This is a genomic window from Streptomyces sp. MNU76, from assembly GCF_020982545.1.
GTDB lineage: Bacteria > Actinomycetota > Actinomycetes > Streptomycetales > Streptomycetaceae > Streptomyces.
In genome coordinates this window covers 29185-42178 of the sequence record NZ_JAJKLK010000031.1, presented here as the reverse complement: position 1 = coordinate 42178, position 12994 = coordinate 29185, and the positions used below count along the sequence as shown (strand labels likewise).

Below are 12994 nucleotides of genomic sequence, written 5' to 3'. Positions count from 1 at the left end.
TGCGGGACCTTCGGCCCCGAGTCGGGCTTCGCCCGTTGCCCGGCGCCGGCTGTCGCGTGGCGCGTCGCGTCAGCGGCTTTGCTGCCGCAGCCGGTCCCGGGCTTCGGTGGCGAGCACGGCGGCCTGGATGCGCCGCTCCACGCCGAGCTTGGCGAGCAGACGGGAAATGTGGTTCTTCACCGTCTTCTCGGCCAGGAACAGGCGCTGACCGATCTGTCGGTTGGTCAGTCCCTCGCCGATCAGGGCCAGGATCTCCCGCTCCCGGTCGGTCAGACCCGGCAGGGCGTCCGGCTCCTCCTCCTTCTGCTGTCCGCCGCGCAGCCTGGCCATCAGCTTGGTGGTGGCGCTCGGATCCAGCAGCGACTGGCCCCGGGCCACCGTGCGCACGGCCGCCACCAGGTCGGAGCCCTGGATCTGCTTCAGCACGTAACCGGATGCGCCCGCCATGATCGAGTCCAGCAGGGCCTCCTCGTCGTCGAACGAGGTCAGCATCAGGCAGGCCAGGTCCGGCATGCGCGAACGCAGCTCCCGGCACACCGTGACACCGTCGCCGTCCGGCAGACGCACGTCGAGGACCGCGACCTGCGGGCGCAGAGCGGGGACGCGGACAAGCGCCTGCTCCGCCGTGGCGGCCTCGCCGACCACGGTGATGTCCGGTTCGTCGTTCAGCAGGTCGTGCACCCCGCGCCGTACCACCTCGTGGTCGTCCATCAGGAAGACCCGGATCGGGTTGTCGTGGCCGGGCTGCTCGCCGTCCGCCATCAAATGCTCCAGTTCTGCGTATGCCGCGTTCCACGCCGGTGTCGGCGTGGAACGCGATGGGCCGTCTCGTTGGAGATCCTTCCCGGTTCGGGGCCGTATGCCCAGGGCCGGTCGGCCCCTGTTTCCCCGGGTACGCGCTGCCGCCGGTCGAAGTCGTCGAGGACCAGTTGCGTCGGCCGGCAGCGGGTGACGGGGCCCCACGGTCCCGGTTTCCGGGGCCGGGTGGCCCTGGGGCGGGGGCGGGGGCTCGCCTCAGGCTGGAGCCGCGGAACGATCACAAGGAGTGGAACAGATGACCGTCAGGGACACCGACATCCAGCAGACCCCCGCCACCGTACGGGTCCGAGGCACGGGCGACGTGGACGAGCAGGCGCTCGCCTACGCCCGCACCAAGGTCGACGCGGTCCTCGGCCGGTCGGGACTGCCGCCCGTGAGCGGCGAGGTGCGGATCGAGAAGGCCACGGCGCACCACGCCACGCGCCTTTGGACGGCACGGGCCGAGATCCGGGTGGGCCGCGACCTCGTGGTCGTCCACGCCGAGGAGGCCACCGCCCATGAGCTCGCGGACCGGCTGCACGACCGGCTGCGTGGCCAGGTGGAGCGGGTCGTGCACCGCGGGGACGCGGCCCGCAAGTCGGCCACGCCGCCGGCCTGGCGCGGCGGCCCGACGGACGGACGGCAGGAGTAGGGGCCTGGAGCCGGGCGCGGCGGGGTTCACCCTCCCGCACCCGGCCCGTCCAGGGGCCCCGGAGAGAGAAGGAGGGCGGCGTGAAGACCCACACCGTCGGAGAGGTGATGACCCGTGAGGTCATCCAGGCACATCGGCAGACGGCGTTCAAGGACCTCGTACGGCTGCTGAACCGGCACCGGATCGGCGGACTGCCCGTCGTCGACGCGGACGACAAGGTGGTCGGGGTGATCTCCGCGACCGACCTCGTCCACGGGCAGGCGGACCGCGCCGACCGGCGGATCCGTCTGCCGGGCCTGCGTCGTCCGGTGCGCGTCCCGGCGGGTGGGGCCCCGGGACTCGTCGCGGCGGAGCTGATGTCCTCACCCGCGGTCACGGTGCATCCGGAGCAACTGGTCCCGGAGGCGGCCCGGATGATGGAGCGTCACCACATCGAGCGGCTTCCCGTGGTGGATGAGGAGGACCGTCTCATCGGCATCGCCACCCGCCGCGACCTTCTGCGTGTCTTCCTGCGCACGGACGAGGAGATCCGCCGGCAGGTGATCGACGAGGTTCTGGTCGGCGCCCTCGGCCTGTCCGCCGACGCGGTCACCGTGTTCGTCCGGGACGGCGTGGTCACACTGAAGGGACGCCTGGATCGCCGGAGCGACATCACCCTGGCGATCCGATCGGCGTGGCGGGTCGAGGGGGCCGTCGGAGTGGTCAACGGCCTGACCTACAGCGTCGACGACTGCCACCCGGCCGAGCCGCGCCCCCTTGACGAACCCGCTCAGGAACCGCCCGCGTGAGGTCCCGTTGCCCGAGAGGGCCGTCCGGCCCGCCCCGACCGGGCCGGACGGGCGGAGGAAGGGACCAACGGCGTCTGCGGCCGGGCCGCACCGCGGACGAGAGTGGAAACGGAGCGGCACCGGCATTGCTCGCGCTGCCGCTCCCGTAACGCCCCGCCGGATCACCTCCGGCGGCACCGACGTACCGGAGGCGCACTCCCATGACCCGACAGGAAGCCGGGACCACGACCACGACTCCTCTCACCGAGGCTCCGTCCGACACCACCATCGCGGTGGACCGGCTGGTGACGGCCGGGTCGAAGGCGCTCACCGACTACGAGGAGCTCGACCAGGAGCAGGTCGACCACATCGTCAGGAAGGCCTCGGTCGCCGCTCTGGACCGGCACACCGCGCTGGCACGGCTCGCAGTGGAGGAGACCGGACGCGGCCTGTTCGAGGACAAGGCGGCCAAGAACATGTTCGCGTGTGAGCACGTCACGCACAGCATGGGCCACATGAAGACCGTCGGCGTGATCGCACGCGACGACGTGGAGGACCTGGTGGAGATCGCCGAACCGGTCGGCGTGGTCGCCGCGGTCACCCCGGTCACCAATCCGACCTCCACCACGATCTTCAAGGCGCTGATGGCGCTGAAGACCCGCAACCCGGTCGTCTTCGCCTTCCACCCCTCCGCCCAGCGGTGCAGCGCCGAAGCGGCCCGCGTCGTGCGCGACGCCGCCGTCGCCGCCGGTGCGCCCGAGCACTGCATCCAGTGGATCGAGACCCCGTCCGTCGAGGCCACGCGCACCCTGATGCACCACCCCGGCATCTCCCTCATCCTCGCCACCGGCGGCAACGCCATGGTCAAGGCCGCGTACTCGGCGGGTAAGCCCGCCCTCGGCGTGGGCGCCGGCAACGTCCCCGCCTACGTGCACAAGAGCGCGAAGCTGCGCCGGGCCGTCAACGACCTGGTGCTGTCGAAGTCGTTCGACAACGGGATGATCTGCGCATCCGAGCAGGCCGTCATCCTCGACGACGAGATCTACGACGCCGCTCTCGCCGAGTTCCGCACCCTGCACGCCCACTTGGCGACCGCCGAGGAGAAGGCGAAGCTGGAGGTCTTCCTCTTCCCGACCGGCAAGGCGGCCGGCAGCGGCTGCGAGCCCAAGGTCAACTCCGCGGCCGTGGGGCAGAGCCCTGCCTGGATCGCGGAACAGGCCGGGTTCACCGTGCCCGCCGACACCTCGCTCATCCTGGTCGAGGCCGAGCGGGTCGGCCCGGACGAGCCGCTGACCCGCGAGAAGCTCTGCCCCGTGCTCGCCGTGCTGCGCGCCGGTTCCGAACAACAGGGCTTCGACCTAGCCGCCGACATGGTCGCCTTTCACGGCCAGGGCCACAGCGCCGTCGTCCACACCGAGGACCCCGCGCTCGCGGAGGCGTACGGCCGCCGCATCAAGACGGTGCGCGTCATCGTCAACTCCCCGTCCTCGCAAGGCGCCATCGGCGGCATCTACAACGGCCTGCTGCCGTCGCTGACGCTCGGCTGTGGCTCCTGGGGCAGCACCTCGGTGTCCAACAACGTCTCCGCCGCCCAACTGCTCAACATCAAGCGGGTCTCCACCCGTCGCAACAACCTCCAGTGGTTCAAGGTCCCACCGAAGATCTACTTCGAGCCGCAGGCCCTGCGCTACCTGCAGTCCATGCCGGACGTCCACCGCGTCACCGTCGTCACCGACGCCACCATGACCCGCCTCGGCTTCGTCGACCGCGTCACCCGCATCCTGCAGCGCCGCCGCGAGCCGGTCACCGTGCAGATCATCGACAACGTCGAACCCGAACCGAGCATCGACTCCGTCCGGCGCGGTGCCCGCCTCATGGGCGACTTCCGACCGGACACGATCATCGCGCTGGGCGGCGGCTCGCCGATGGACGCGGCCAAGGTGATGTGGCTGCTGTACGAGCAGCAGGCCGACGGCAAGGACGTCGACTTCGCCGACATGCGGCACAAGTTCTCCGACATCCGCAAGCGCGCCTTCCGCTTCCCCGTCCTGGGCAGGCTCGCGCGCCTGGTGTGCGTGCCCACCACGTCCGGAACCGGCGCCGAGGTCACCCCCTTCGCCGTCATCTCCGACCCGGCCACCGGCAAGAAGTACCCACTCGCCGACTACGCGCTCACCCCCAGCGTGGCGATCGTCGACCCGCTGCTCACCACCGAACTGCCTCCCGCGCTCGCCGCCGACAGCGGCTTCGACGCCCTCACCCACGCCATCGAGGCGTACGTGTCCGTCTACGCCAACGACTTCACCGACGGCCTGGCGCTCCACGCGATCCGCCTCATCTTCGACAACATCGCGGCCTCCGTGAACGACGGCGCGGGAAGTACCCAGGCCCGGGAGAAGATGCACAACGCCGGCACCATCGCGGGCATGGCCTTCGGCAACGCCTTCCTCGGCATCGTCCACGCCATGTCCCACACCCTCGGCGCCACCTTCCACATCGCCCACGGCCGCACCAACGCCGTCCTGCTGCCGCACGTCATCCGCTACAACGGCACCGTCCCCACGAAGCTCACCGGCTGGCCCAAGTACGAGCACTACCGCGCCCCCGAACGCTTCCAGGACATCGCCCGCACCCTCGGCCTGCCCGCCGCCACGCCTCAGGAGGGCGTGGAGTCGCTGGCCTCGGCCGTGGAACGCCTGCGTGACGGCGTGGGCATCGAGCCGTCGTTCAGCGCCCTCGCCGTCGACGAGCGCGCGTTCCTCGACGCCCTGCCCCAGCAGGCCCTGAACGCCTACGAGGACCAGTGCGCACCCGCCAATCCACGGATGCCGATGCTCGACGACATGCAGGAACTCATGCGCACGGCCTACTACGGCCAGAAGGACGCTCCCAGCGCATAGGACGACCGCTGGAAAGCGCCGGGGTGCGGTAGGGCCGTTCGGCCCTACCGCACCCCTCACTGCCCGCATTCAAATGGCCTGATCCATCCCGCCCGTGACCCACCGTCCACCGGGCTCCACCCCGAGACCTCGGCGGGTCTCATGCCACCGATCTTCGAAGGGACACACAGATGCGGTACTGGCCCCGCGGCGACCAGCGCCGTCACGGCAACGGCGCTCCCACCGAAGCACCCGCGCAGTGAGCGACGAAACCTACGGAAACCCACCATGACCACCAACAACGCCCTGCCCTTCACCGCCGGTCCACGGCACAGCGTGGGACTCGACAGCGCCGAGGCCCTGCGACTCCTGGGCAGCGTCTCCCTGGGCAGGATCGTCTTCACCCAGCACGCGCTCCCCACGATCCGGCCGGTCAACCACGTCCTCGACGACGGCGACATCATCATCCGCACCCACGAAGGCTCGGTGATCACCGCGCACACCCGCCATGCGAACAGCTCAGGCGTCGTCGTCGCCTACGAGGCCGACGCCATCGACCCGGACACCCACCTCGGCTGGAGCGTGGTCGTCACCGGCTACGCCCGCCTGATCACCGACCCCCACGAACTGGCCCGTTACCAGGCGCTGCTCCATCCCTGGGTGAAACAGACCATGGACTACGCAGTCCGCATCCACCCCGACCTGGTCACGGGAATCCGGCTCACCGCCGCGGACGAGACCATCAGCGCCTGACCCCGACGGATCAGCGATCCGGTGCAGGACCGCTGTGGCGCGCCCTGCGACACCTGCGCAGCAGGATGCCGTCCTCCAGCAGCAGCCGTTCGAAGACCGGACCTTGGTGCAGAAGCCTCCACGTGCTCAACGCCGGCGCGGTTCGATCAAGATCCGCTCCGGGTCGGTGGTCGGCCGACCGGTCTACGTGGCCGTCGGCGTCGACATGGAGAGTGCAAGGACGTGACGCCGGTCGAGCCGTCACGCTCCGAGGTGCCGATTCCGGAGCGGCGCAATTTCGCCAGGTGCTGAGGCAAGCTGGGGCCCCACCTGATCGCGGCCAGTTGTTCAGGCCCGTCCCGCAGCGACTCCGGCGCCCTTGTCCGCCCGGGATGCACCACGCCAGGGTCACAGGGCCCGGAGCCCGTGCTCCCTGAACTGCTCACGCACGCGCTCGGTCAGCTCCGGGGCGGGCGTGGCGGTGTCGCGCAGGGGGAAGGGCAGCCCGAGGACGTCGTACTTGTGGGCGCCGAGTTTGTGGAAGGGCAGGACGTCGACCCGGTCGACGTTGCTCAGCCCGGCCAGGAACGCGCCCAGGCCGTCGATGGCTTCCGGGTCGTCGGTCCAACCGGGGACCAGCACATAGCGAACGTGCACCGGGACGCCCAACCGGTCCAGTCGGGTGGCGAAGCTCAGGGTGGGGGCGAGCGAGCCGCCGGTGAGCTTTCGATAGGTGGCGACGTCGAAGGACTTGATGTCGAGCAGGACCAGATCGGTGTCGGCGAGCAGTTCGTCGGTCGCGCGGGCGCCCAGGAAGCCGGAGGTGTCCAGAGCGGTGTGCAGGCCGACCTCCTTGCAGCGGCGCAGCACCGCGCCCGTGAATGCCGGCTGGAGCAGGGGCTCGCCTCCCGTGAGGGTCACTCCCCCACCCGCCGTGGTGATGAAGGCCCGGTACTTGTCGAGCTCGGCCATCACCTCGTCGACGGAGGCCTGGCGCCCGTCGCGCATGTGCCAGGTGTCGGGGTTGGCGCAGTACAGGCAGCGCAGTGGACAGCCGCTGACGAACAGCACGAACCGCGTGCCTGGGCCGTCGACGCCGGTGGACAGGTCCCAGGAGTGGATCCGTCCCGAGACCTGTCCGGCGGCGAGCTGCGTCACGGTGTTCACAGCGCCCCATGGAAGGTGCGGCTGATCACGTCGAGCTGCTGCTCGCGGGTCAGACGGACGAAGTTGACCGCGTAGCCGGAGACCCGGATCGTCAACTCCGGGTACTTCTCCGGGTGTTCCATGGCGTCCTCGAGCGTCGCCCGGTTCAGCACGTTGACGTTCATGTGGAAGCCGCCGGAGGCCGTGTAGGCGTCGAGGATGCCGGCCAGGTTCGCGGCACGCTCGGCCGGGTCGTGGCCGAGCCCCTCAGGCGTGACGGTCGACGTGAGGGAAATGCCGTCGCGGGCGGCCTCGTACGGGAGCTTCGCCACCGACAGCGCGGAGGCGACCATGCCGTGCCGGTCGCGCCCGTTCATCGGGTTCGCTCCGGGCGCGAACGGGGCACCCGCGCGCCGGCCGTCCGGGGTGTTACCGGTGTGCTTGCCGTACACCACGTTCGAGGTGATGGTCAGCACCGACTGCGTGTGCTCGGCGCCCCGGTACGTGGGGTGCTTGCGCACCTTCGCCATGAACGACTCCACCAGCTCGACGGCGAGATCGTCGGCGCGGTCGTCGTTGTTGCCGTACGCGGGAAACTCCCCCTCGGTGCGGAAGTCGACGGCGAGGCCCGTGGCGTCCCTGAAGACCTTCACCCGCGCGTGCTTGACCGCCGACAGACTGTCCACAGCGACCGACAGACCCGCGATGCCGCACGCCATGAAACGGTGCACGGGGTAGTCGTGCAGCGCCATCTCGATCCGCTCGTAGGCGTACTTGTCGTGCATGTAGTGGATGACGTTCAGTGCGTCGACGTACGTGGCCGCCAGCCAGTCCAGCACCCGGTCGTACGCCGCCGACAGCTCGTCATAGTTCAGGTACTCGCCCATCAGCGGGGGCGTCTCCGGCGCGATCTGCTCGCCGGTCATCTCGTCCCGGCCGCCGTTGACCGCGTACAGCAGCGCCTTTGCGAGGTTCACTCGGGCCCCGAAGAACTGCATCTGCTTGCCCACCGCCATCGCGGACACACAGCAGGCGATCGCCGTGTCGTCACCGGTGCGCGGCCTCATCAGCTCGTCGGACTCGTACTGGATGGAGCTGGTGTCGATGGAGACCTGGGCGCAGAACCGCTTGAAGCCCTCGGGCAGCCGCGGAGACCACAGGACGGTGAGGTTCGGCTCGGGGGCGGGGCCCAGGTTGTACAGCGTCTGCAGGAAGCGGAAGGAGGTGCGGGTGACCAGCGGGCGTCCGTCGGCGCCGATGCCGCCGATGGACTCCGTCACCCAGGTGGGGTCGCCGGAGAAGAGGGCGTCGTACTCGGGGGTGCGCAGGAACCGTACGATCCGCAGCTTGATGACGAAGTCGTCGATCAGCTCCTGGGCGCGGGTCTCGTCGATGCGGCCCTCGTCCAGGTCCCGCTGGAGGTAGACGTCCAGGAAGGTCGAGGTTCGCCCCAGCGACATCGCGGCGCCGTTCTGCTCCTTCACCGCAGCCAGGAAGCCCAGGTAGAGCCACTGCACCGCCTCATGTGCGGTGGCGGCGGGGCGGGTGACATCACAGCCGTAGGAGGCGGCCATCTCGGCCAGCTCACCCAGCGCGCGAATCTGCTCGGCAAGCTCCTCACGGTCCCGGATGACGTCCGGGCTGGAGGGTTGCGCGTCCAGCAGCTCCCGCTCAGCCCACTTGGCCTCGATCAGCCGGTTGGTGCCGTACAGGGCGACACGCCGGTAGTCACCGATGATCCGTCCGCGGCCGTACGCGTCCGGCAGCCCGGTGATGATCCCGGCCTTGCGGGCGGCGCGCATCTCGGGGGTGTAGGCGTCGAAGACGCCGTCGTTGTGGGTCTTGCGGTAGGTGCCGAAGACCTCCGCCACGAACGGATCGGCCTTGTAGCCGTACGCCGCCAGCCCGTTCTCCACCATCCTCAGGCCGCCGTTCGGCATGATCGCCCGCTTGAGCGGGGCGTCGGTCTGCAGGCCGACGACCAGCTCACGGTCGCGGTCGATGTAGCCAGGCGCGTGCGAGGTGATGGTGGACGGGGTGGCCGTGTCGACGTCGAGGATGCCCCTCTCCCGCTCCACGGGGAACAGGACGCTGACCTTGTCCCAGACCGCGCGGGTGCGCCCGGTCGGGCCGGCCAGGAACTCCGAGCCGCTTTCGTACGGCGTGTAGTTGGCCTGGATGAAGTCCCGTACGTCGACGCGCTCCTGCCACCGTGTTCCGGCGAATCCGCGCCACGCCTCCACGGATGCGTCCACGCCGGTCTCGGCCGCTTCTGCGTGGGGTGCCACCGTCATCACTGCCTCCGCTTCGTTCACGACACCGTCCGTGGGATCTCCGCGTTCGGCTCCACCGACGATGCTCGTCGCCCACCGTGCTCCGGGGCAGGGCCGCCAGGAACCCGTCACCGCGACCGTCCGGCCCCTTTGCCCTGGGGCCGTTCGGCCCTCTGCGCAGGCTCGCCGCCCGGGTGGCCCGAGGCACTGCGCGGCCGACCGATCGCCGCACATGGCCGGGCAGAAAAAGAGGCGGAAGGACCATCCGCTTCTCGCGGATCCTGATTGCGCGGTGAACAGATGACGGCTGCTGCCCCGCGTCTGTGGCTGGTCCTTTCCGCCGGTTCCATACAACCGGCCTGTGCACCACCACTGGGAGGGCGCAGTGGGCCATCGTCCGGGTCCGGCTGCCCCTTCCGTGCTGGTGTGCCTCGTGTGAGGGCGAGGAGGCTGCCGCGACTGTCACGCGAGCCGCCCCGGCCCAGGGTGACCGAGGCGACAGAACCAGCTCCGGTCAGCTGTCCCAGGTCCAGTCGGCGACCTCGGGCAGGTCGATGCCCAGCCGGTAGCGGTCCATGTCGTTGCCGACGACCATGTCGAAACGGCGTGGTGGTGCCGACTTCCTTGTAGCCGCGAACGTGCAGGTTCTTGTGCCCGGTGCGCGTGTAGGCCAGGCGGTGGATCAGCCAGGGGTGACCGTGGTAACCGCGTGAGGCCGGGCCGGGTGTCTACAGGACGTACGTCCCGCGGTCGTCGCCCCCGACGAGACCGGGCAGCGAGCCGCCCTCCCGCAACGGCGCGATGTACCGGGTCGCGCTGACTTCCTTGAGCATCGGCCCAGGCTACCGGCGTACCGACGGCCCCCGGGTGCGCCCCGTCCGGCGGCGCCGCCGACCGACAGCTTTCAGACAGCTGTTTTTGACGCCGTCATGATCCCGGACAGGTCAAGATGTGCACCCTGTCTGAACGTTCAAGCGCAGACCCGCCGTATTCATGGGCGAAAGCGCAAAGCCATCTCGGAAGGAACCGTCAGCATGACCAGCGAAACGACCAAACCCGCTTCGATCCCGGGCCGTCGCACCGTCATGGCGGCCGTCGGCGTGGCGGGGCTCGCCGTCGCGCTGACCGCGTGCGGATCGGACGACGACGCGTCGACGTCGAGTTCGTCCGGCGCCGGGGCCGGCGGCGACTCGAACGCCGACTCCGGCGGCAGCACGGGAGGCGACACGACCGGCGGCAGCACGGGCGGCGACGCGGGCGGCAAGGAGATCGCGAAGACCGCGGACATCCCCGAGGGCGGCGGCAAGATCTTCGAGAGCGAGGGCGTCGTCGTCACCCAGCCCGAGGCGGGCACGTTCAAGGCGTTCTCCTCCGTGTGCACCCATCAGGGCTGTGCGGTGAAGACGATCGCCGACGGCGTGATCAACTGCCCCTGTCACAACAGCAACTTCTCGATCGCGGACGGCAGTGTGAAGAGCGGACCGGCGACGAAGGCGCTGCCGGCCAAGCAGGTCACCGTGTCTGGGGACTCGATCACCCTCGCCTAGCGTTCGCCGGACGCGCGGCCCGCCGGCCGCTCGAAGCACTCCACCACCTCGTCCGTGGTCGCGACCGTGGCGACCAGCGCGAGGGTGTGACGGATCATCGCGGGGGTGTAGTCGGCAGGCACCCCCGCGATGGCGTCGCCGGGCACGACCACCGTGTAGCCCAGGTTGACCGCGTCGAACACCGCGTTCGGCACGGCCACGTTCGCCGAGACGCCGGCGACGACCAGGGTGCGGCAGCCCAGGTTCCGCAGGAGCGCGTCCACATCGGTGCCCGCCAGCGGGGACAGCCCGTGCAACCGCCGTACGATCAGGTCCTCCTCGGCGACCTCGATGGGCGGCGCGACCCGTACGGCCTCACTGCCCGTCAACTGCCGTACGGGCAGCCGTTCCGCCGCGCGGAACAGCCGTGCGTTGCGGTTGGCCCCCCGGCCGTCGGGCCGCCGCTCGGCGACGGCGTGCAGGACCTGCGCCCTGCACCCGTGGGCCGCGGCGACCAACCGGGCGACACGCGCGAGCACCCCCGACGACCGGGCCTCCCGGGCGAGTTCGGGCAGCGCGCCGTCGGCTCCCACGACACCCTGCTGACACTCGACGGTCAGCAGGACGGTGGTGGCGGGATCGAGGAGCCCGCCCAACTCCCGTCGGCGCTCGGACTCACTCGCGTACGCGGGCATGACGCTCCCCCTGTCGCCGGCGATCGGGCGGTGGAGCGTAACGCCCCTTGCGCAGGGACGGAAGACGACCGATGCTCTTCTGACGCCACATCAGAAAAGGGGACTCCATGGCCGTCACCCAGCGCCGGGGCCGGAAGATCATGATGGAACCCTCCGAACTGGACGAGTTCCTGAGCACGCAGCGCACCTGCCGGGTGGCGACAGTCGGGTCCGACGGCGCCCCGCACATCAGCCCGCTCTGGTTCTTCTGGGACGGGACCTCGTGCTGGCTCTACTCGATCACCCGCAGCAAACGCTGGTCCGCGCTGCGCCGCGACCCGCGCCTGGCCGTCGTGGTCGACGCGGGCGAGGAGTACGGCGAACTGCGCGGCGTCGAACTGTCCGGCACCGTCGAATTCGTCGGCGAGGCACCGCGCACGGGCGAACCGGTCCCCGAACTCGTCGAGGTGGAGCGGCTGTTCGCCCAAAAGAACTTCGGCATCGACGAAATGCCCCACGACGGCAGGCACGCCTGGCTGCGTCTGACACCGGACGCCGTCGCGTCCTGGGACTTCCGCAAACTGGGCTCGCCGTGACCGGCCCCCTCGGCCGACGGACGCTCCCGCGGTTCAGCCCGCTCCGCACCCGTCGCCCGCGGTCCGCAGCGCCTCCACCGCCGCCCTGATGGACGGCCGCCGGTCGGCGTCCGAGCGCCACACCGCGTACACGCTGCGGTGGACACGGTGGCGCACCGGCACGGTCCGCACCCCGGCCGGCATCGGGTCCCGGCCGAGCCGGGGCGCGATGCAGACACCCAATCCTGCGGCGACCAGGGCGAGTTGCGTGTGGTGTTCACCCGCGCGGTGGGCGATGTGGGGCTCGATGCCGTTGGCCCGCAGCGTGTAGAGCAGCCATTCGTGGCAGAACTCGCCCTCGGGCCAGGCGACCCACGGCTCCTGGGCCAGCTCCCGCAGGTCGATCTCGTCCCGGGCGACGAGCGGATGGTCCTCGTGCAGGGCCACCTCCACCGGGTCGTCGAGGATCGCGGCCCTGGCCAGCCCCGCGGGCACGGGCAGCGGCTTGTTGTACCAGTCGAGGACGACGGCCAGGTCGATGTCGCCCCGGATCACCGCGTTCGCGGCGAGTGCGGGTTCCAGTTCCCGTGAGCGCACGCGCAGCGCGGGATGGTCCTCGCGCAGCGCGCGGAACACGGCGGGAAACAGCCCCCGGACAGCCGTCGGGAACGCGGCCAGCCGCAGTTCGCCGACCACCTGCCCCCGCTGTTCCTCCAGTGCCGACTGCGCCAGCTCGACCTGCGACAGGATGCGCGCGGCGTGCTCGGCGAGCAGCCGCCCCGCGTCGGTGAGGCGCACCCCCCGCCCGTTCTTGGCGAGGAGCCGCTGACCCACCTCGCGTTCCAGCTTGGCCATCTGCTGCGAGACGGCCGAGGTCGTCACATGCAGGCCCTCGGCCGCCCCGCTGACCGAGCCGTGCCGGGCGAGGGCGTCGAGGGTGCGCAGGCGCTCCAGATTCAACATGTAAGCGAT

The 12994-nt window shown here is 70.4% G+C and carries 11 protein-coding genes and 1 pseudogene; 6 read left to right on the top strand and 6 right to left on the bottom strand.

Features of this window, described 5'->3' with window-relative positions:
- Positions 1-69: 69 nt before the first annotated feature.
- Positions 70-762 carry a response regulator transcription factor gene (locus E4N62_RS45710; protein ID WP_230224281.1) on the bottom strand — a complete coding sequence of 231 codons (693 nt, stop codon included), beginning with the start codon at positions 760-762 and terminating at the stop codon, positions 70-72.
- Between the two features lie 292 nt (positions 763-1054).
- Here E4N62_RS45710 and E4N62_RS45705 point away from each other — a divergent pair, with 292 nt between their 5' ends.
- The 4 genes from E4N62_RS45705 (at position 1055) to E4N62_RS45690 (ending at position 5849) form a co-directional block, all read left to right on the top strand.
- A complete protein-coding gene (locus E4N62_RS45705; RefSeq protein WP_230224279.1) occupies positions 1055-1450 on the top strand; it encodes a hypothetical protein in 396 nt (131 codons plus the stop codon).
- A gap of 80 nt (positions 1451-1530) precedes the next feature.
- On the top strand, positions 1531-2238 hold the full coding sequence (locus E4N62_RS45700) for a CBS domain-containing protein (protein WP_230224277.1): 708 nt from the start codon (positions 1531-1533) through the stop codon (positions 2236-2238).
- Between the two features lie 200 nt (positions 2239-2438).
- Complete coding sequence (gene adhE, locus E4N62_RS45695) at positions 2439-5117, top strand: bifunctional acetaldehyde-CoA/alcohol dehydrogenase (protein ID WP_230224276.1); 2679 nt, start codon at positions 2439-2441, stop codon at positions 5115-5117.
- A gap of 267 nt (positions 5118-5384) precedes the next feature.
- Positions 5385-5849: a pyridoxamine 5'-phosphate oxidase family protein gene (locus E4N62_RS45690; protein ID WP_230224275.1), complete on the top strand. Its 465-nt coding sequence runs from the start codon at positions 5385-5387 to the stop codon at positions 5847-5849.
- A gap of 387 nt (positions 5850-6236) precedes the next feature.
- Here the strand turns inward: E4N62_RS45690 and pflA are convergent, their stop codons facing one another.
- From pflA to E4N62_RS45675, 3 genes and pseudogenes are all read right to left on the bottom strand, one after another.
- Positions 6237-6995 carry a pyruvate formate-lyase-activating protein gene (gene pflA, locus E4N62_RS45685; protein ID WP_374117263.1) on the bottom strand — a complete coding sequence of 253 codons (759 nt, stop codon included), beginning with the start codon at positions 6993-6995 and terminating at the stop codon, positions 6237-6239.
- Positions 6992-9268, bottom strand: coding sequence for a formate C-acetyltransferase (gene pflB / locus E4N62_RS45680; RefSeq protein ID WP_230224679.1), 2277 nt, complete (start codon positions 9266-9268; stop codon positions 6992-6994). The genes pflA and pflB overlap by 4 nt, the downstream gene beginning before the upstream one ends.
- Before the next feature lie 493 nt (positions 9269-9761).
- Positions 9762-9966: pseudogene (locus E4N62_RS45675) on the bottom strand (hypothetical protein); the annotation flags it as partial.
- A gap of 315 nt (positions 9967-10281) precedes the next feature.
- Here E4N62_RS45675 and E4N62_RS45670 point away from each other — a divergent pair.
- Complete coding sequence (locus tag E4N62_RS45670) at positions 10282-10794, top strand: Rieske (2Fe-2S) protein (RefSeq protein WP_230224274.1); 513 nt, start codon at positions 10282-10284, stop codon at positions 10792-10794.
- Here E4N62_RS45670 and E4N62_RS45665 read toward each other — a convergent pair.
- Positions 10791-11468 carry an isochorismatase family protein gene (locus E4N62_RS45665; protein ID WP_230224273.1) on the bottom strand — a complete coding sequence of 226 codons (678 nt, stop codon included), beginning with the start codon at positions 11466-11468 and terminating at the stop codon, positions 10791-10793. The two genes, E4N62_RS45670 and E4N62_RS45665, sit on opposite strands and share 4 nt — an antisense overlap.
- Positions 11469-11575: 107 nt before the next feature.
- Here E4N62_RS45665 and E4N62_RS45660 point away from each other — a divergent pair, with 107 nt between their 5' ends.
- On the top strand, positions 11576-12043 hold the full coding sequence (locus E4N62_RS45660; RefSeq protein ID WP_230224272.1) for a pyridoxamine 5'-phosphate oxidase family protein: 468 nt from the start codon (positions 11576-11578) through the stop codon (positions 12041-12043).
- 33 nt (positions 12044-12076) lie between these two features.
- Here the strand turns inward: E4N62_RS45660 and E4N62_RS45655 are convergent, their stop codons facing one another.
- Positions 12077-12985: a LysR family transcriptional regulator gene (locus tag E4N62_RS45655; protein ID WP_184896596.1), complete on the bottom strand. Its 909-nt coding sequence runs from the start codon at positions 12983-12985 to the stop codon at positions 12077-12079.
- Positions 12986-12994 lie beyond the last annotated feature (9 nt).